This window comes from Psychrobacter sp. CX21, assembly GCF_057396255.1.
Genome location: NZ_JBXYJG010000005.1, coordinates 74,854 through 96,630, shown reverse-complemented (window position 1 = coordinate 96,630; position 21,777 = coordinate 74,854). Strand labels below are relative to the sequence as shown.

Below are 21,777 nucleotides of genomic sequence, written 5' to 3'. Positions count from 1 at the left end.
ATAAATACTTCGAGACAGCGCTATGAGTCACCAATCTCCATTATTTGATACCTATGCAGCAAGGCGTAATCGTCCGCCTAAGCAAAAAATTGGCTCGTCTGCCAAACACGACAGTGCCGTTAGCCACGTTATGGGTAGCGCTATCTATGTTGATGATATTGCCAAACCCAAGAACACACTGCATATTGCTATCGGTAAAAGTGAAATGGCTCATGCTCGTATTACACACCTTAACCTTGATGCTGTGAGAGCGTCCGAAGGTGTAGTAGACGTTATTACGTTTGAGGATTTACTCGCTCAAACTGATATCGGCCCAGTGTTTGATGGTGATCCACTTATAGCAGATACTAAGGTCGAGTATGTGGGTCAAACCTTATTTGCCGTCGCTGCAACCTCTCACATCGCAGCCAAAAAAGCTGCACAAAAAGCGCTAGTAGAGTATGAAGTTCTTCCTGCTATATTAAGTATTGATGAGGCATTAAAACAAAAACAGTTTGTCCGACCAAGTTATACCATGCAGCGAGGAGATTATAGAAATGCACTCAAAAATGCACCGACTATCATCAAGGGATCTATACGCATGCTGGGTCAAGAGCATTTCTATCTTGAAGGCCAAGTCGCGTTTGTTATTCCGACCGATGATGGCGGTCTTGAGGTACATACCTCTTCTCAACATCCAAGCGAGGTGCAACAGCTAGTTGCCGAAGTCACAGGTCTGCCCTTTCATAGTGTTAATGCCATCGTACGTCGTATGGGCGGTGCCTTTGGCGGTAAAGAAACCCAAGCAGCTGCATGGGCGTGTTTGGCAGGAGTCGTGGCAAAGCGTCAGAATCTACCTGTGAGTATGCGCCTAAATAGACAAGATGACATGGTAGTGACTGGAAAGCGACATGAGTTTTCAAACCTTTATACGATCGGAATAGATAAGTCTGGAAAAGTACAGGGAGTGGATATACAGTTAGCAGCTTTGTGCGGCTACTCCCCCGATCTGTCTGACGCGATTGTCGATAGGGCCATGTTCCACTGCGACAACGCCTACTTTTATCCTACTGCCAAGGTAGTTGGTCATCGTTGCAAGACGCATACTGTCTCAAGCACTGCTTATAGAGGGTTTGGTGGGCCTCAAGGTCTGATGACTGCCGAATATTTGATGGATCATATTGCCTATTCTATAGGCAAAGACCCTTTAGAGGTACGTCTTAATAATTTATATAAAGATGGTCAGCAAACTCACTACGGTCAGACAATTGAACATTTTGATCTTGCAGACTTAATGCACACGCTTGCCAACGATTGCGATTATAAAGCACGTCGTCAACTAATAATTGAAAGTAATAAAAAAGCAGATAGTAAAGGCTGTCCAAAAAGACGTGGTATCGCATTAACACCAGTTAAATTTGGTATTTCCTTTACCGTTCAAACCTTGAACCAAGCAGGCGCTCTGGTTCATATCTATACCGATGGCAGTATTCATCTAAATCACGGTGGTACTGAAATGGGTCAAGGCTTATTTGTTAAAATAGCCCAAGTAGTTGCCAATGAATTCGATGTTGATTTAGAAACGGTAAAGGTATCTGCAACCCGTACTGATAAAGTTCCTAACACCTCTCCTACTGCCGCCTCATCTGGCACAGACTTAAATGGCAAAGCGGCGCAAAATGCGTGCCAAACTATCAAATCAAGACTCATTGAGTTTGCTAGTGACTTCTTTAAGGTAGATGAATCAGATATTAGTTTTAAAAATAATCACGTTTATATTGAGGCTGTTCAACAAAACACCCACGTGAGTACCATAAATAATCAAGACGATGCAGATGGTAAAACTATGGTGCTCACCTTTTCAGATTTTGTTACCCTTGCCTATCGACACCGAATGAGCTTATCTTCAACTGGATTCTATAAAACGCCCAAAATATTCTATGAGCGCAATAAAGCCTGGGGTCGACCCTTCTTGTATTATTCACTTGGGGCGGCGTGTAGTGAGGTTGAAATTGATACAACCACAGGCGTATATAGCGTTTTACGCTGCGATATTTTGCACGATGTGGGTCAATCCATTAATCCAGATATTGATATTGGTCAAATTGAAGGTGGATTCATTCAAGGGATGGGCTGGTTAACCCAAGAAGAGCTATTGTGGAATGAAAACGGATCTCTAGCGTCAAATAGCCCAGCTAATTACAAAATTCCGACGGCCCATGATATGCCGAAACAATGGGACGTCAAGCTTTATAATCGAAAAAATAAAGAACAAACCATCTATAATTCAAAAGCCGTCGGCGAACCTCCATTTATGCTGGCTGGCAGCGTATGGTGTGCCATTAATAATGCCATTGCAAGTATTGCAGATTATCAACAAAACCCTGAACTGTCTATGCCTGCTACCCCTGAAGCGGTTTTAAAATCAATCATTAAGCTTGAAGGTAGCGAATGGGAAATTACAAACAGTAGTCACGATGATGAAACGGTAAATAAATTGATTGTAGAATCGAACTTTGATAAAAGGTTCGCAACACCTATAAGTAATAATAGCACGCATACCTATATGAACTATTTGAAATTATTAACGCCTTATGTTGATCATGATACTCAGACTAAACCACCTTATGTGTCTTTAAATCAACCTTTAAGTATAGACAATACTCAATCTATAGATGATGCTAATTTGGAAGTCTCAAGAGGACCTGCTCACAGCGTTTAGTAAAAGGGTGTATATTAAGATAATGTAGACTAGGGTCTTTTGAAAACTCCAAAATATCAATCGGCAGCACTGACTAAAAATATCTATAACAATGTATGTTCAAATATCATATCAAGCTAATCAATGAAGCAAACTTAAATGACTCATAATCTAAGAAGGCCTATAAAATGGTATGAGGCGTTGAACGAATGCCAACTTAACGGTATTCCTCATGTACTGGTTACTATTGTGAAAATAAGTGGATCAGCACCACGTGATCTACAGGCAAAAATGGTTATTACCCAAACGAACAGCTTCGATACGATTGGAGGTGGTGGTCTTGAGTTTGATGTTATCAACACTGCAAAGGAGCTTTTGAGCGGACAAATAACCAATAAACTTAACGTGCCAAATAACGTCCAAAATGAGCTGCTAAACATTAAGATTCAGGAAAAAAAGGTTACTGGTAACAAAGAGTCTTTAACTAACCAACACCAATCCGTATTTTCCAAACATTATCCACTAGGCGCGAAGCTTGGGCAATGTTGCGGTGGTAGCGTTACCGTGAGTTTTGAAGTATTTAATATTAAACCTACTTTATCTTTATTAATATTTGGTGCAGGTCACGTTGCTAATGCGTTGGTAAGCATGTTGGCTCAGACAACTTGTCAGGTGAGTTGGATTGATAATCGGCCGGTTATGTTTAATAACCAAACAGATTCTTTAATACAAAATCTTAAAAACACCGATTCTGAAATTAATGATCAAGATGGCTTATTACCCGCTCATATAAAAACACATATTACTGATGATCCTACTGAATTCATTAAATCCTACCCTACCCCTCATTTTGTACTGATCATGACGCATGATCATGGTTTGGATTTTGCATTAGTAAAAAAGGCCATTGAAGTAAATCAGCACCACAATAATAAAAAACCTTTCACTTATATTGGTTGTATTGCTTCACAGACTAAGGCCAAACGATTCAGACACCAATTGTCTCAGCGTCATATAGCTGATAGGGATATGGCGCAACTTCATATGCCAATTGGGCTGCCCATAGGGGGTAAAGAGCCTATGCAAGTTGCCGTATCAATCATGGCACAAATACTACAAGAATATAATAATCAATAGCTGTTTCATTTTAGGATCTACATGACCTTACACATTTATCAAGCCAAAGTATTGCATTACGTTAGCTACCCTATTGAAGACAAATCTAATAAAAATCAAATGCATACCTTATAGACTTGCCTATCGACCTTATGCCGATTAATAAAGGGTATAAAATATTTCCAGAATATATACAACAAGGTGCTTTGGTAGTTGATGATAGTAATGGACTAATTATAGATTATGGTCATTCCAATGAGATTCTCCCAAGGCACTTGAATAACCAACTATCCAAAAAAGATTCGGGCCAACGTGAAGGGGTTCAAAATTCAGCTGATTTAGACGCACCTTCAGTAAACACTCCTTCTATAAATGAACCTTCTATAAATGAACCTGCATATAGTACAGTAGAAGTTAAGGTACATGATTTTAAAAAGTATATGATCATGCCAGGGTTTATAGACACGCACATTCATTACCCTCAGCTGGACATGGTAGCAGCGTATGGGGATCAGCTATTAGATTGGTTAAATAATTATACCTACGTCACAGAAGCCAGTTTCGGTAATCGACAGTTTGCATACGCTCAGTCAGAATTTTTTATAAATCAATTATTGGCTAATGGCACCACCAGTGCCATGGTATATGCAACCAGTCACTTAACCTCAGCTGATGAATTTTTTAAAGTAAGCGCTGAGCTAAACACGAGAATGATTTGCGGTAATGTATTGATGGATCAAAATGCCCCTGAGTCATTATTGGTTGAAGCCAAACAAGGTATACAAGATACGCAAACCCTAATTAATAGCTGGCATGATAATGGTCGTCAGCACGTTGCCATCACTCCCCGCTTCGCGATTACCTCAACCCCAAAGCAATTAGCTTTGGCAGGAGAGCTTTATGCTGATAATAAAGGCGTGTATCTTCAAACGCATTTAGCGGAAAATAAGGATGAAATAGCGGCCGTAAAGCAGATGTATCCTAGCTACAATGGGTATTTGGATGTTTATGACAAGATGGGCTTATTGGGTAGTAAGACAACGCTTGCGCATGGCATTTATCTAAATGACTCTGAGTATCTACGCTTAAAAGACACTGGTACTCAAATAGCACATTGCCCAACATCCAACTTGTTTTTGGGCAGTGGCTTATTTGATCTACCCAAAACTATAAGTTACACCGGAGTAAGTATTGCAACGGATGTTGGTGCTGGTACGAGTCTAAGTTTATTAACCACATTAAGTGAAGCCTATAAAGTCCAGCAGCTACAAGGCAATCGTTTGTCCGCGCATCAGGGTTTGTATCAAATAACCTTAGGTAATGCACAGTCTTTATGTTTAGAAGATAAAATTGGTAATCTTTCAGTAGGAAGTGAGGCTGACTTTTTAATCATTGATACCGATGCCACTCGGCTACTTGAGCAAAGAATGTCTCATACCAATACGCTTGAAGAGACACTCTTTGTACTTATGATGATGGGTGATGACCGAGTCATTAAACAAACTTACATAGCAGGGGTTTGTCGATACAAGAAAATTGATGATATGTTATGAGATTTAAAAAAAGATATTTAAATAAAAATTATTACAAAATTTTCTAGAATTATTGCATTATGTACATATCAGAACCATCCCTCTTCTAAAAGCTGCTCAGTATTACTCAATTTAAACTCGGTGTGCAAATCATAAAATTCGCCTGGGTTTTCTACTTTTTCGAGCAGCTCTCTTTTATACAGTGCTACAAACATGGCAAGAGAGTACGCAGCACAATGTATGGTTCTTTTAGGGTTAAAGGTAATATCAGTAAATGCTTGATAGTGCATCACCTCTTCATGAAGTTCAGAATGTTGCTTTAAAGCATTAATATAAAGCCAATCATAAAAAGTTGTTAAGGGTTCAACATTCCGAAAAAATCATAACCCGTTAGCTCTCCAGATGAGATTAATCTGTCATCATTTCTGGCTTGACGAGGTTTGGCGGTCAATAGATCAATATATGGACCACCTTTTTCAAAGACTTTACTGCTTTGAAAAGCATTTTCAACACTAAACTGATCACCGTTTTTATTAAAAATCTTCAGGCTATAAGGGCTGAGTAGAAAACTTAACTTATTACCAGATTTAGTCGATAGCTCTAGTACATTTTTGAAACCGTACTTTTTACGAATAACTTGATGTAGGTCATTGATGGTCTTTTTCTTTTGTCTGCTAGCGAATCCTGAATGTCTCTCAATTCTGACCATATCTGTTTTAACAAGATTATCACTACCAACCCTAGGCATAAATACTGGTTTTTGTTCGGAAGCGGTTGATGCTAATTTCATAACGAGGTGCCTTTAACTCTAATTTACTTGGTATCAATAAATAAATATCATGTCATCTTAGCAAGGCAGTTTAACTTATTCTGAGTGATTTATCTTGAGGAGTTTTTTGGACTATAGAAAAAAGTCAAAGAAGTACTTATTATAATTGTCTGACTAAATTTTGAACAACTACTTAAATGGCTGTATTTGTATAACACAAGGCAACAACCCTGGTTTTATATTCTATACAAATACAGCCAAACTAAGTGGTTTTAAAAATTATTCAATAGTTTAGTTGAATAGTTTAGTTAACTAGCTTAGTTAATCTGCTATTTAGAAGCGTATTCTAATTTCATACCGACCACATAGGCATCGTTATCTTCAAACTTACCCATTGGTGCTTTGGTTGACGATAACTGTGTATCTGCATCACCTAACATAAGATACTTACCCCCTAACGCAACAGACCATTCTGGAGTAACATTGTATTTAGCACCCAAACCAATACTGTAATATCCTTCAGCGGGACCCAAAACTGTTACAGGATTTCCAGCGCCTTTATCCCAACCAATAGTTCCAGAAACCGCAAGTGCTGGTGATAGACGCTTACCTAAACCTAACTCAAGCATATAAGAATCATCAGAGTAGGCAACTAAAGGCGCTTCCTTAGCCCCCGTAAGTCTTTTTACATTATCTGACAACAAAGGTGGAGAGATTTTAAAATCACCCCAAGGTACCCAGCGTGCTTTTGCAGTCATCAAAGTCGTAGGATTTAGGCCAGTCTGAAAATCAATATTAATCGACTCTGGTAGCTCCAAAGTCGCTTCTTTAGATTGTGAGGCTCCAAAAGCTGGCATATTCTCGCGGAAATTAATATCATGCTCAATCTCAGATCGATAAGTCACCGCTGCTTTTAAACCAATTTCAGGCTTAACATATGCAGCACCAACCATATAGCCATAGTCTGAATTTTTATCAAGACTCAAAGTATATCCATCTATCGCAGCTAAGCTACGTAAACTGCCAGATCTCTCTCCGCTCGCTAAATTGAGATCGCCTTCAAGCTTGCTTAGGACTGGGCCACCATAAAGTCTAAAGTTGTCGTTCTGACCAAGCTTAAAGTTAACTAAACCCGTAAAGGTATCTGACTTTACACTTGCTTTGGTATGGACATTTCCATTAACGAGCGGGTTGTTATCGCCTTTAACTTCAATCTCTGCACCAAAGGGCTGATCATAGAAAACCCCAACACTAACTTTATCGTTTATATCGGTTTTAACACCATAACCATAGCCATTATAATCTTGAGCAACTTCGTCATATTTTCTAGTAACGCCGTTATCAGTATATTCTCCCTTGGTTTCTGGGCTAATACGATAAGCACTTGCATAAGCATAAGTACCCTCCTTAGTAAACTCAGCACTAGGTTGACCAGAGCGATCAAGACCAGCAGCGCCAGCCATTGAAGCTAAAGACACCAATGCTAAAGCACCAGCTAATTGATTTAGAGTGAAATTTTTTGACATTGTACATTCTCCATTGCAGTATTATTAGCCACATCCATTGCGACTAATGAGGGTTTTTTTGAAGGTGAATAATGAGCTATTGACCTTAGGTGACTCATTGTTTAATTTATCTATTCTTTATTGCTTAATGTTCGTAATTTATGTCTTAATATTTTACCGACAGTAGACTTGGGTAACTCATCAATAAACTCAATATGGCGTGGACATTTGTAACCAGCTAGATTTTTCTTACAGAACTCGTAAACTTCTTTTTCAGTTAAGCTCTTATCATCTTTAACGATAAATACTTTGACTGATTCACCTTGGGACTCGTCATCCACTCCAACTACAGAGCACTCTCTTACTTTAGGATGCATTTCAACGACACTTTCAACTTCATTAGGATAGACGTTAAACCCACTCACAATAATCATGTCTTTTTTTCTATCAAAGAGTTTGACATAACCCTTTTCATCGATAGATCCAACATCCCCTGTTTTAAGGTAACCATCTTTGGTGAAAAATTTACTATTATCTAAGTTATGATAGCCGGAGATAACATTACCACCTTTAATAACAATCTCGCCAATCTCGCCAATACCTAGCGGATTTTCATTATCATCATAGATTTTAAGATCGATACCACATAAGGGAATACCTATCGACCCTGTAAATTCCGTATTCGTTAAGGGATTTGCGGTACCAACGCCGAGGGTTTCAGACATCCCCCAACCTTCGATAATAGGTACGCCAGTTGCTTCATACCATTTTCTAGCCATTTCAGGTGTCGCTGCCATCCCTCCAGCCAATGAGAGCTTAAGTTGGGAGAAATCAATATCTTTGAATTTTGGATGTAAAAGTAATGCGTGAAATAAGGTATTAACGGCAGGAAACAAATTTACCGGCTCTTTACTTAACAGCTTCACAAAGGCATCAATATCCCTCGGATTAGTGACGAGTAGAAGGTGTTGTCCTTTACGTATTCCTAAGAAAGATATGATTAAGGCAAAAATATGATACATCGGCAGAGCAACTACACACGTAAGCTGGCCCATATTATTTAAATCATCATATATTGGATTAAACCATTCGTCGTACTGTTTGGTCCCATATACCACATTGCGATGACTAATTAATATACCTTTAGCAACACCTGTCGTCCCGCCAGTATATTGAATCATCGCTAAGTCATCAGGCTTTGGTTGAGGGCGGGTATATGTTAAATTATTGGACTCATTTAAAATGGATTTAAAGTGAAGTACGGCATGTTCAGAGGTGGTCTTGATATTGTATTTAGGTACTGCTTTTTTAATATATTTAGCAGCAAAGTTAATAACGGCGCCCTTGGTAGTACCTAACATATCCCCTATTGAACTTACAACGACTGTCTTGACAGGTGTCTTTTCAATAATGCTATCCATAGAATGGCAAAAGGGCTCTAAAATAAATATCATTTTGGCATCAGAATCTATAAGTTGATGCTTAAGTTCACGTGGGGTATATAAAGGATTGACTAAAGTCAATACCATACCGGCTCTTAAGGCCCCAATAACTACAGGAAGATACTGGTTAACATTTGGCATCATGACTGCAATGACTGAACCTTCAGGTAGTCCAGTACTTTGTATCCATGCAGCTATGTTACGAGACATCTGACCGACTTGATTATATGAGTAAGATACGTCCATATTCGTCATGAATTTATCTTTAGCAAACTCATCTAACGATTTTTCAAATAGATCGATCAGAGTATCATTATCAAAGGGTACGTCAGCGGCGACACCTTCAGGGTAGTTCTGGGTCCAAAATTTATCCATTGTTCACCTTCCATTGGTAATTAAGCTTAATTAAGCTCGCCTCTTCATTGAGGCATTTGAAATGTCAAACCTTCAATAATCTATGTCTATATAAGACACTAATTTCTAAAAATTGTTCAACTTATTTATAATAGCCAAAAAATAATGTTTTTTCACTCTTTTTTAAGTTATTTAATACTTAATTTATATTCATCAGTTTAACGAAACTAAATGCAATATGGGTTTATTGTTTAAATAGATTCCTACCGTATACACCCTCATTTAATCAGTTTCAAATACTTAAAAGGGCTAAATAATATATTAATGATTTAGCCCTTTTTAAAGATAAGAACCCATCATAAAAACCATGTTTGTTTTTTACCAAAAAATTATATGGGTCTTTATTATCTGCAAGTTACAATATTCCAAGACATTTTCTTAAGCATTAGTAATATATCATTCAAGCCTCTTCAGCTACGTCTTGATTCTTTGAACGAAGTTCATGCCTCAAAATCTTGCCAACAGTAGACTTTGGTAATTCATCTATAAAGTCAATATGGCGTGGTCGCTTGTACCCTGCCAGATTTTTTTTGCAAAATTCTTGGATATCTTTTTTGCTTAAGCTTTTATCATCTTTGACGATAAATACTTTGACAGATTGCCCTTGAAGCTCATCCTCAACACCAACGACAGAACACTCTCTAACTTTAGGATGCATCTCGACAACGCTTTCGACTTCATTTGGATACACGTTGAATCCACTGACAATAAGCATATCTTTTTTTCTATCAAAAAGTTTTACATATCCCTGCTCATTAAGAGTGCCGACGTCGCCTGTTTTAAGGTAGCCATCTTCAGTAAAGAACTTAGTATTGTCAAGATTATGATAGCCTTTTATAACATTGGCTCCTTTTATAACAATCTCACCCTCTTCATCTATTGCTACTTTATCCCCGTTATCATCAATTACTTTAATATCTATTCCGGGTAGTGGCATCCCAATAGTACCGTTAAATTCGGTCGAAGTAAGCGGATTAGCAGTTCCCACTCCAAGTGTTTCAGACATACCCCAACCTTCGAGTATGTGAACACCGGTAATATCAAACCATTTTCGAGCTGTTTCCTGAGTGGCTGCCATACCACCTGCTAGGGTCAACTGTAACGAAGAAAAATCGATGTCTTTGAATTTAGGATGATTGAGCAGTGCTTGAAACAACGTATTAACCGCGGGCAAAAGATGAAACTCTTCTTTGCTAAGTATCTTAACGAAGCTGTCTACATCTCGTGGATTAGTAACCAATAGTAGATGCTGACCGGTACGAATACCAAGCAGCGAGATGATAAATGCAAAGATATGATACATAGGCAGTGCAACCACACATGTTAGCTGATCCACATTGTCTTGATTACGAAAAATCGAGTTCAACCATGCATCGTATTGACTACTACCATACACTGCATTTCGATGGGTAATTAGAATACCTTTTGCAATCCCCGTGGTACCGCCCGTATATTGAATCATGGCTATATCATCAGGTTTAATGATTGGACGTGAATAGGTCAGCTTTCTGCCCAATGCAACAACTTTTTTGTAATGAGTTACAGCACAGTCGTCTTGATCCTTGATAGCGTATTTTGGAATTGCTTTTTTAATATACTTAGCAGCAAGGTTTACTATCGTACCTTTGGATTTGAGCATATCACCAATACTACTAATTACAACATGCTCGAGCGGTGTTTTATCTATAATGGTATCTAAGGTATTACAAAATGGTTCTAAGATAAATAATACTTTAGCCTCAGCATCAATGAGCTGGTGTTTAAGTTCACGCTCAGTATACAAAGGGTTAATTAGAGTTAATACCATGCCTGCGCGCAGAGCTCCAATAACGATAGGTAAATATTGGTTTACGTTAGGCATCATCACACCTATCGAGGAACCTTGAGGCAGTCCCAAACTTTGCAAATAGGAGGCGATAGAAAGTGATATGTTATCTATATCTGCATAGGTGTAGCTTACACCCATATTTGAGGAAAATTTATTGCTAGAGAATTCACTGAGCGTTTTGTCGAAGAATTCAACAAGCGTATCATCAGTGACGGGAATGTCAGTTGCGACACCCTCAGGATAGTATTGTGTCCAAAACTTAGTCATTACTTACCTTCCATAGTATACGTTCATATTCCTTCCTTGGAACATTTTAGTCTTAACTTTATATAAGCTGCTCAATTTACTATTAAAAATATCAAACAGTTAGTTTACAACTAACTACATAATGAGTTTAGTTGTTATAACTAATAAACTATAATAAGCGCAGTAAAATGTCTAGAAGAAATATAATTTAATTAATCTATTGCCAACCTGCAGTAGCGCCATACTGATCTTGATGAGCAAATAACGGATGCTGCTGAGCCTCTGCTAAGGTTAATACAGGGGTCACGCAGACATCGGCGTCATTAAAGACTTGTTGCCAATGCGCTAATGGCTGGCTTGCAAATTTATCAGCTAGGGTTTGCATAGCGGCACGGCTATCTGGCGTATTTGGCAGTACACCGCGCTGCCAGTGAATATTGTTTAAATCTGCTAACTCAAGTACATCACAAAGCCCTTGCCAGAACTTAAGCTCAAGCGATCCGACTGCCATGTAACGCTCATCTGACGTCTTATATAGGCGGTAGCAAGGTAACAGACCACCCAAGAAGTCATACTGAGGAACTGGTTTTTTACCAGTCATCTGCTCAATCAGCTTACCGGTAGACTTCGGCATAACCATATGGTTATATAAGCTGTGAGTCATACTAATATTGATATGACGGCCTTTGCCAGTAGCTTTGGCAGCGATAACCGCAGCCAATAGTGCGATGACTGCGGTATCACTACCACCTGCTAAATCAGCAAACTGAATATTGGGCATAGCTTGCCCACCATCCGCTGTCTTTAACTGATCAAGCACGCCACTCATCGCCATAAAGTTAATGTCGTGACCCGCTTTTTGAGTCCAGTTATGATTTACCGTTTCACCATCAGCTTTACCATAACCAGTAATAGACACCATAACCAATTTTGGATTAAGCTCTAGTAGAGTCTCAGCACTTAACCCTGTGGCTTCAAGTACGCCAGGGCGAAAGCTATCAAGCATAACGTCGGCGTCTTTTATCTGCTCTTTGATAGTCTCAATACCCGCTTTGTCACGGAAATCCACTTTTTGAGTGTCTTTACCGTGATTTAGTGAGGTAAATAACTCACCAAAGGCACGAGCAGGATCTCCATTCGGCGGTTCAATCTTAACAATTTGTGCGCCAAGGTCCGCAAGTAGCCTAGTCGCAAATGGACCAGGCAAATTACGGGTTAGATCCACTACTTTTACACCTTTAAGGCAGTCTGACATTTGATCCAGTAGTGAGCTACTCATCGCTAAACTCCTGACCTTTCTCTGCCATCTCTACTAGAATCTTAGCAGGTGCAAAACGCTCTCCATATGCAGCAGCAAGCTCTTTACTACGCTCTACAAACTTAGCAACGCCAACTGAGTTAATGAACTGTAACGTACCACCTTGGTTTGGTGCAAAGCCCCAACCAAATATTGATCCGACATTAGCATCCGCTACCGAACGTACCACATTTTCTTCATAACATTTGGCAGTCTCATTAGCTTGAACATAAAGCAAACGATCTACTAAGTCTTGCTGTGATGGCTGCTCATCTTTAGTCGGATAAAGCTCAGTCAGCTCAGGCCATAAGCGTTTTTCACCACTTTCTGGATAATCATAGAAGCCTTTACCTACTTTTTTACCTTCACGTCCCAACTCATTCACCATTTTTTCGACTACTGGCATAGCAGGATGTGGGGTAAAGGTCTTACCTTCAGCTTCTAAAGCAAGTTTAGTCTGCTGCATAACGTGTAACGACAAGCTTAGCGATACTTCGTCTTGTAAAGCTAAAGGCGGCATTGGCATACCCGCTTTTAAACCGGCAACTTCGATGCTGCGTGGATGAATGCCTTCAGCCAACATTGCTATACCTTCTGATACATAGGTACCAAAAACGCGAGAGGTGTAGAAGCCGCGACTGTCATTTACTACGATTGGCGTCTTAGCAATTTGACCCACATAATCAAAACCTTTGGCTAACGTGGCATCATCTGTCTCTTCACCAACAATAATTTCAACCAATGGCATTTTATCTACCGGAGAGAAGAAATGTAATCCGATGAATTGATCTGGACGTTTACTCGCTTTTGCCAGTTCAGTAATGGGTAGCGTCGAAGTATTTGAAGCATAAACGGCAGTTTCTGGAATGACTGCTTCAGCATTACGGGTACAAGCCGCTTTAATATCTATGTCTTCAAATACCGCTTCGATAATTAAGTCACAGCCTTCTAGGTCGTCATAAGATACGGTAGTCTTAATTTTATTTAATAAGGCTTGCTTTTTGTCTTCATTAGAACGACCGCGACTAATGGCTTTATCTAATATTTTGGTAGAATAGTTTTTACCTTTTTCAGCACCTTCAATAGATGTATCTAAAAGCACAACATCCATACCAGATTTGGCAGAAACATAAGCAATACCAGCACCCATCATACCGGCACCAAGAATACCAACCTTGCTCACTTTAGAGCGCTCAAACCCATCAGGGCGTGACTGACCTTTCTTGATGTTATTTAGCTGAGTCCAAAGGGTATTAATCATGTTTTTAGAAACATCAGATAAGGCACAAGCGACAAAATAACGTGACTCAATTTTCAGACCATTATCAATATCAGTTAAGCAGCCCTCGAACACACTAGATAATATATGTGTAATAGCTGGGTAATTGCCATGCGATTTTTGATTCGCCATTGCCGGAGCAATTGAAAATACCTGAACCACTTTAGGGTTCTTGCTATCGCCACCTGGGATTCTGAATCCTTTTTCATCCCAAGGCTGGCTGGCTTTAGGATTATTATTGATCCATTCTTTAGCTTTGCTGATTAGCTCATCATTGTCTTTAGCAGTGTCATTAATAAGACCAATTTCAACGGCTTGCTTAGGACGAAGCTCTTTGCCTTGAGTCATCAATTCAAGCGATTTTTGGATACCCACCAAACGAGGTAAACGCTGAGTACCGCCGCCGCCTGGCAATAGACCCAGTTTTACTTCAGGTAGACCCAGTTTGGTCTTTGGAGAGTCAATAGCAATTCGGTAGTGACAAGCCAAAGCAAGCTCCAACCCACCGCCCAATGCCGTGCCGGTAATGGCTGCTACTACTGGTTTGCCTGCAGTTTCAAGTTTACGCAGACTGGTTTTTAAGTCTTCTACCAGATCAAATGCTTGTTGTGCAGTTTCTACTTTTGCAAGCTTATCAATATCAGCACCAACCACAAAAGTGGATTTGGCAGAAGTTAATATAAGACCTTTAGCCTCTTCATCACTAATAAATGAGTCAGTCAAAGTGGCAAAAGCTTCATTGAAGCCATCGCCAATCACGTTCATTTTGCGATCACTTTGATCAATGGTAACGGTGATAATACCGTTGTCTGCTTCTGCCGAAAAATTATTTAGTTCATTAATGGCGTTTACGCTGTTTGTGCTCATGTTATATCCTTATTATTTCTACACTTAATATAGGGCGTATATTCTGTCCGTATTTAGACTTTAGAAGAGTGAAACCATATTGTTGATAGGTTGCGGATTAAACACGCTCAATAATGGTCGCAATACCCATACCGCCACCCACACACAATGTAATCATGGCAGTACTTAAGTCACGACGTTCTAATTCATCCAATACGGTGGTCACTAACATAGCGCCTGTAGCTCCTAATGGATGACCCATGGCAATAGCACCACCATTAACGTTTACTATGTCGAGTGAAATACCAAAGTCAGCAGCAGTATTCATTGGTACGGCTGCAAAGGCTTCGTTAATTTCCCAAAGATCGATATCTGCAGCCGTCATACCGGCTTTATCTAGGGCTTTTTGACAAGCTGGTGTTGGACCCGTTAACATAATTGTAGGCTCTGAACCGATAACAGATGCCATGGTAACCTTAGCTCGTGGTTTTAGACCGGCTTTATCACCAGCCGCTTTACTACCTACTAAACATAAGGCTGAACCATCAACAATACCAGATGAATTACCGGCATGGTGGACATGAATAACGTCTTCAATTGTGGTGTACTTATCAAGAATAACGCCATCAAAGCCCATTTTGCCAGGCATAGCAAATGATGGGTTTAATTTGGACAGGGTTTCAACAGAAGTATTAGGACGGATAGTTTCATCTTTGTCCAACATTAAAAGACCATTTATATCGGTGACTGGAACCACTGACTTATCGTAATAGCCTTTCTCCCAAGCAGCAGTCGCTCTTTTGTGCGATTCAGTAGCAAAGGCATCAACATCTTCACGACTAAAGCCGCGTAGAGTAGCAATGGTATCTGCGCCAACACCTTGAGGAACAAACTCGGTAGATACGTTTACGCGCGGATCCATATACCAAGCACCGCCATCAGAGCCCATTGGCACACGGCTCATAGACTCAACACCGCCGGCAACCACTAAATCTTCCATACCGGACATCACTTTGGTAGCAGCCAAGTTAATTGACTCAAGACCAGAAGCACAAAAGCGTGATAGGGTTAATCCTGCCACGCTCTCATGCCACTCAGCGTCAATAGCAGCAATACGCGCAATGTCAGAACCTTGCTCGCCGACTGGGGTAACACAGCCCAATACGATATCGTCTACTAAACTGGTATCTAGGTTGTGGCGCTGCTGCATCTCTTTTAATAGCGTGCGAACCAGCCAAATAGGAGAGGCTTGATGCAATGAACCATCTTTTTTACCTTTACCGCGAGGTGTACGAATGGCGTCGTAAATATAGGCAACTTCAGTCATAAAAATCCCTTTTTTCGTTATTACAATAATTTATTTTAGAGCTGTTTGTTTACATCAAAACAGTTAATTAACATTACCATATTAGGTCATGTTAAAGATAGTAGATTAAGCCAAATATAAAAGTTTTAAGCGTAACGATTTGATGACCTGATATCGTGTTCAAGTCACCAAAGATTAGTTTAACGGATGCATTACATAAAACGTGAGGCTAGCTCTTTCATAATTTCGTTAGTACCGCCGTAGATCTTCTGAACACGGGCATCAGCATACATACGAGCGATTGGGTACTCACTCATGTAACCATAACCGCCGAATAACTGTAAGCATTCATCCATTGCTTTACATTGCTTTTCCGTTACCCAGTACTTAATTAATGAAGCATGCGCTGCGGTTAATTTACCTTCTATCATTGACTCAATAGCCGCGTCACATAACGCACGTACTGCCAGATAATCTGCTTGAATTTCTGCCAATTTAAAGCGGGTGTTTTGGAACTTCCAAATAGGACGACCAAATGCTTCGCGTTGTTTAACATAGTCTAAAGTAAGATCTAATGCCAGTTTGATAGCGCCACACCCACTTAATGCAATAATTAGACGCTCTTGCGGCAACTCTTGCATCATCTGAATAAAGCCTAACCCCTCAAGACCGCCAAGTAGGTTAGATTGCGGTACACGAACGTTACTGAAAAATAATTCTGAAGTATCTTGACCCGCTAACCCGGTTTTCTTAAGGTTACGACCACGCTCAAACCCTTCAAGTCCGTCTGTTTCGACAACGATTAAAGAAACGCCTTGTGCGCCTTTATCACGATCAGTTTTACATGCTAAAATTATAATATTGGCATGCTGCCCATTGGTTATAAAGGTTTTCGAACCATTGATGATATAGTCATCACCATCTTTTACTGCATATGTTTTAATGGCTTGTAAATCAGAACCGGTTGTAGGTTCTGTCATTGCAATGGCACCCACATATTCGCCAGTCGCCATTTTAGGTAACCATTTCTTTTTTTGATCTTCTGTACCCAAATTCAAAATATAAGGTGCTACGATACCTGAATGTACCATACCGCCATAGCTTGCTTGGTTAGCGTGTGCTTGGGCAAGTAATATAGCCGCTTCATGACCAAAATCGCCGCCACCGCCACCGTATTCTTCTGGCATAGACGCACATAAGAAACCCATGTCACCAGCTTCATTCCAAGCTTCGCGATCAATCATGCCATTGCCGCGCCATCCTTCGTCCTTCTCTTCCCAATCTTTAAACATCTTGAAGGCGCTTTCATATACCATTTCGTGTTCTTCGGTCATCCAATTACTTTTAAAAGCATCAATACTCATAAGGTCATTCCTTAACAATTAAACATTTAAATAATTTATAATGGTAATCAGTATTACCTTTAATAAAGTACAGTTTATAGCAATTAAAGCTTGTAACTGCATGTATTAGGAATTTATACTACAAAAGTAATTTTACAAAATCAATGAAAGCTATAAAAATAGTAATTATAATTACCCTATTGTTGGAGTGTATGTGAGCCATTCATATAACCAAGTAGATATCATATCTAAAAGCAAAGATAATAAAGCCTTAGCACCTTTGTCAAAAATGCGACCAGCTACATTAGATAACATAGAAAGAGTGGTACATGAGCTTTTTTCTATAAACAACGCTAAAGATGTCACCATGATTCAAATAGCAAGAAGTGCCAATGTTTCCCTTCAAACTTTGTATAAATACTTTGGGGATAAGCAAACTCTATTCCAAACGATTATGGATAGAGTGCTAGGTAGACTGGCTCTACGTATGATGGATCATTTACATGGGATAGATAGTGTTGAAGATAGAATACGAAAAACACTTTGGGTTATTTTTGATTTTGTTGATAATAATTCAAAAGCCGTTCTAGTATTGACCACTGTTTCTGCAACGGACATACGCAAGATATCTATCTATGAAAATGAGGAGCTTATCAATGCATTCACAAGTGTACTATCCGATGGGCAGAATCGAGGGGTACTAAATGATGATGTTCCTCTTTACGTGCTTTTTGATGTTTTTATGGGGTTTGTGATGCGTATTGGCATGATGCAGGTTGTGCGCCAAACTGATAAATTGTTAACTGACAGTTTTGATGATTTATTTATTATTCTTTGGCGCGCACTGTCAAAACCTAAAACATATTAATCTTTAAATTTTAACAGTCAATCGCATGAACACATAAAAGTAATAAAATTATTTAAACGGTAAGGGTGTGTTGGATTGTTTAACTTCGTTTTTAATAGCATCTTTAATACTATCGTTCATTAATTTCATCGTTAATTGTGTCTTTCATATTGTTATTGGTAGTACCATTGCTATCTTCCTGCCCTTCAACAAATATCGGCGTTTCGGCAGACTGAATAAAATCCTCGTAACTCACTTTGTTATTTTGATTATTAATATAGTTTATTTCACTTGAAGCGTATGAACCATCGGGTGACGCTTGACGGTCATACTGAGGCTGAATAGGTTCGTACGGCACATCATAAGATTGCGTTTCTCCCAAAGCAGCAGCAATTGCTGCTTTTACTGCTGGATCTTGTTCTGGATTCGTATTAAGTTCTACAGTAGATTCAGTGTCAATTTCGTTGCTTTGCTTTGAGCTATTTCTAAGTGTTTCACTTTCAGCAGAACTATTTGGTACAACAGTTACCGAGTCTCCATTAGATGCACTTTTAACTTCACTGTTTTCAACCACAGCAGAATCTTGTTCACTGGTTTGGGTCAAATGATTGTCATCATTATTCACTAATCTATTAGATAGCGTATTGTGATTTAGCAGTAATCCTATAAGTGCAGCGAGCAATATAACTAAAAATATAATATAAAGTATGGTGCGTAACCGTTTTCTATCTGTTTTTTTACTCAAATCTGAAGTGGGTATCAAAATATTAGAAGCGTCTAAATTGTCAGCGCCCCTATTTGGGGCGTTTAAGTTAGAAGTGTTTATATCAGAAGTTTTTATATCATAATTGTTTATATTAGATGGGTCTATTTCCGAATTGATTATAGTGGAAGTATATGCCTTATCGAATGTCTCATCATCTTTTACGTTTGTAGAATAGGTGAGGTTATCTGAACTTTTGGTTGTGGGTGTATTAGATTTATTATGAGTTAATTTGAGTTCGTCAGCCGATGTGTGATCACTATGACGCATATTATGATTCCTGTTCGTCTCATCCAAAGTATTGGACTCCAAAAATAACGGATTGTGTTTGTTATGCGCCATAATTTGCATTTACCTTATCTGCATTTTAAACAGTCATATCTTGATCAGTCACATTTAAAAGAGACTTATAAACTTTACCGATAAAATAACTTGACTGCTTAAAGGTTTTAAACGATTAAGATTATAAATGATTTAATTGTGAAAGGATTAGGGTGTGTCCAAATTTGGATTTTTAAACCATACCTTATTTCATTTACAAAAAGGGACATGCCCTAATCCTTGAAGTTAATCTACCCAAAGCTTAGCTTTCATAAAGTATTTAGTGTTAGATTCAAAGCTTTGAGTATTAATAAATACATTGTTCAAAACTTTTTTTATTAAGTTTAAAATAAATAAAATTATAATACATAAATATGGATTAAATCAGAATTGTTTCTGTGTTATTTAAGTTACATGATATTATATTATGCTTTTGTAACTTAACGGCTCATCTTTAAATCATAATTTTGACTAAAATATATTAAAAATTTAAGTATATACCGGATTATAACTCATTTGAATTTTTTATGAGCGACGCATATCTTAAAGATCGAAGCTTTATAAATGCTGAATAAGTTATAAAAAAGCCTATTAAAATGCTATCTATTGAACATCGTACTAGGGTCTGTTAATTAAATGATATTAAAGGACGATAACAAATGAGTATTACTGCTACCGAAACGACCAACAAAGGTTCAAGTTGGAAAAACTTTGGACCGGGTATTTTATTAGCAACTGCGGCAATTGGTGGGTCACACCTCATATCATCTACTCAAGCTGGCGCGCTTTATGGTTGGCAGTTGGCTATCATGATTATTTTAGCCAATTTTTTTAAGTACCCTTTCTTCAAATTCGGTACAGATTACGTCTATGAAACAGGTGAATCTTTAATAGCTGGATACGCTAAAAAATCTAAATTTTATCTTTGGGCCTTTTTCATTCTATCTCTAGCAGCTTCAGTTATCAGTACAGGCGCCGTTGCCCTCTTGGCTGCGGTTATACTCGGTATTATGTTGCCTGAAAGCATAGGTCTGTCTACCACCAATGTATCATTGATAGTATTGGCCGTATCGCGGTTATTTCTAATACTAGGTCATTATAAATTGCTAGATAGAGTGACCAAATGGATCATGGTAATTTTGACTTTGGCAACTATAGCGGCCGTATTCATCGCTGCGGGCAAACCTGCTATCATTTCACCAGATTTTGTGGTCACCTCACCATGGGATATGGCAACGCTTGGGTTTATTGTCGCTTTAATGGGCTGGATGCCTGCACCTCTTGAGTTCTCAGCGATTAATTCGATGTGGATTTCTGCAAAAATCAAAGCAGATCACACGACACATCGCCAAGGGCTTGTCGACTTTAATGTAGGGTTTATTTCAACATCGATTCTAGCCTTGCTGTTCTTAGCCTTGGGTGTCTACGTTCAATATGGGTCAGGTGTTGAAATTAAAACCACGGGCGGTGCCTATGTGGGACAGCTTATCAATATGTATATCGATACTATTGGTGAATGGTCACGCTTATTGGTAGCATTTGTGGCCTTTATGGTGATGTTTGGAACAACCATCACTTGTGCTGATGGTTATGGACGTATCAATGCAGAGAGCTGGCGCCTAATCAAAGGTGATAAAAGCTTATCGCAAACCCATATTCTTTTATGGACAACGTACTGTGCGTGGGGCGGCTTTATTCTTATCACCTACTTTACTGGTCAATTAGGAGCCATGCTTAAGTTTGCCATGATCAGTGCTTTTGTATCTGCACCAATATTTGGTTGGTTGAACTATTCATTAGCCAAAAATCACAAAAAATTATCAAGCGGTATGAAGTTATATAGTATTGCCGGTTTGATTTTCTTAGGCGGGATTGCTCTGCTGTTTATACTTCAGCAGTTGGGCATAGTTTAATGAGTGTTAATGCGTAGATGTATAAGTGTAAAGTTTGCTTATAAGTGATTTCTTAAGAGTATACATCTATAAGTAATTGTCTAGATGTAGATTATAGGCTGTCATTAATATATGACAGCCTTTTTTTAAAACATATACAATGCTTAAATGAATTATAAAGTTACCCCACTCTTAACTTAAGACAATCCATTGTAGGCTGGTGATTTTAGTCCATAAATACGTATCTATTAATTTTATATGCTAAGCTAAAGCCACAGCTTACGCAATGTGTTGAGAGTAAGTTAAATTTCATAAATAGATAAAGAAATAAATATAAAACAATCAAATTTG

Annotated in this window: 13 protein-coding genes and 1 pseudogene; 5 read left to right on the top strand and 9 right to left on the bottom strand. The window is 38.8% G+C overall.

Annotated elements, in window-relative coordinates; translation table 11 throughout:
* Positions 1 to 22 precede the first annotated feature (22 nt).
* From xdhB to guaD, 3 genes are all read left to right on the top strand, one after another.
* Positions 23 to 2,701, top strand: coding sequence for a xanthine dehydrogenase molybdopterin binding subunit (gene xdhB, locus AC2SLP_RS04730; RefSeq protein ID WP_486535484.1), 2,679 nt, complete (start codon positions 23 to 25; stop codon positions 2,699 to 2,701).
* Positions 2,702 to 2,839: 138 nt separating this feature from the next.
* Positions 2,840 to 3,817 carry an XdhC family protein gene (locus AC2SLP_RS04725; protein ID WP_486535483.1) on the top strand — a complete coding sequence of 326 codons (978 nt, stop codon included), beginning with the start codon at positions 2,840 to 2,842 and terminating at the stop codon, positions 3,815 to 3,817.
* Between the two features lie 131 nt (positions 3,818 to 3,948).
* Positions 3,949 to 5,349: a guanine deaminase gene (gene guaD / locus AC2SLP_RS04720; RefSeq protein WP_486535482.1), complete on the top strand. Its 1,401-nt coding sequence runs from the start codon at positions 3,949 to 3,951 to the stop codon at positions 5,347 to 5,349.
* A 68-nt stretch (positions 5,350 to 5,417) separates the two neighbouring features.
* Here guaD and AC2SLP_RS04715 read toward each other — a convergent pair.
* The 8 genes and pseudogenes from AC2SLP_RS04715 to AC2SLP_RS04680 form a co-directional block, all read right to left on the bottom strand.
* Positions 5,418 to 6,118, bottom strand: a pseudogene (locus AC2SLP_RS04715) (DarT1-associated NADAR antitoxin family protein).
* A 308-nt stretch (positions 6,119 to 6,426) separates the two neighbouring features.
* Positions 6,427 to 7,623, bottom strand: coding sequence for an OmpP1/FadL family transporter (locus tag AC2SLP_RS04710; RefSeq protein WP_486535481.1), 1,197 nt, complete (start codon positions 7,621 to 7,623; stop codon positions 6,427 to 6,429).
* A 110-nt stretch (positions 7,624 to 7,733) separates the two neighbouring features.
* Positions 7,734 to 9,419, bottom strand: a complete 1,686-nt coding sequence (locus AC2SLP_RS04705; protein WP_486535480.1) for an AMP-binding protein — start codon at positions 9,417 to 9,419, stop codon at positions 7,734 to 7,736.
* 439 nt (positions 9,420 to 9,858) lie between these two features.
* Positions 9,859 to 11,553, bottom strand: a complete 1,695-nt coding sequence (locus AC2SLP_RS04700; protein ID WP_486535479.1) for an AMP-binding protein — start codon at positions 11,551 to 11,553, stop codon at positions 9,859 to 9,861.
* Between the two features lie 196 nt (positions 11,554 to 11,749).
* Entirely contained in the window at positions 11,750 to 12,811 is a 1,062-nt protein-coding gene (locus AC2SLP_RS04695; RefSeq protein WP_486535478.1) for a CaiB/BaiF CoA transferase family protein, read from the bottom strand.
* Positions 12,804 to 14,975: a 3-hydroxyacyl-CoA dehydrogenase NAD-binding domain-containing protein gene (locus AC2SLP_RS04690; RefSeq protein WP_486535477.1), complete on the bottom strand. Its 2,172-nt coding sequence runs from the start codon at positions 14,973 to 14,975 to the stop codon at positions 12,804 to 12,806. The genes AC2SLP_RS04695 and AC2SLP_RS04690 overlap by 8 nt, the downstream gene beginning before the upstream one ends.
* A 97-nt stretch (positions 14,976 to 15,072) precedes the next feature.
* Entirely contained in the window at positions 15,073 to 16,281 is a 1,209-nt protein-coding gene (locus tag AC2SLP_RS04685) for an acetyl-CoA C-acetyltransferase (protein WP_486535476.1), read from the bottom strand.
* Positions 16,282 to 16,472: 191 nt separating this feature from the next.
* Positions 16,473 to 17,624, bottom strand: coding sequence for an acyl-CoA dehydrogenase family protein (locus tag AC2SLP_RS04680; RefSeq protein WP_486535475.1), 1,152 nt, complete (start codon positions 17,622 to 17,624; stop codon positions 16,473 to 16,475).
* 268 nt (positions 17,625 to 17,892) lie between these two features.
* Between AC2SLP_RS04680 and AC2SLP_RS04675 the strand changes: the two genes are divergently transcribed.
* A complete protein-coding gene (locus AC2SLP_RS04675) occupies positions 17,893 to 18,471 on the top strand; it encodes a TetR/AcrR family transcriptional regulator (RefSeq protein ID WP_486535540.1) in 579 nt (192 codons plus the stop codon).
* A gap of 109 nt (positions 18,472 to 18,580) precedes the next feature.
* On the opposite strand, the gene AC2SLP_RS04670 is transcribed toward AC2SLP_RS04675, so the two are convergent.
* Positions 18,581 to 19,555, bottom strand: coding sequence for a hypothetical protein (locus AC2SLP_RS04670; RefSeq protein ID WP_486535474.1), 975 nt, complete (start codon positions 19,553 to 19,555; stop codon positions 18,581 to 18,583).
* A gap of 638 nt (positions 19,556 to 20,193) precedes the next feature.
* On the opposite strand from AC2SLP_RS04670, the gene AC2SLP_RS04665 reads away from it, so the two are divergent.
* A complete protein-coding gene (locus AC2SLP_RS04665; protein WP_486535473.1) occupies positions 20,194 to 21,447 on the top strand; it encodes an NRAMP family divalent metal transporter in 1,254 nt (417 codons plus the stop codon).
* Positions 21,448 to 21,777: the final 330 nt, after the last annotated feature.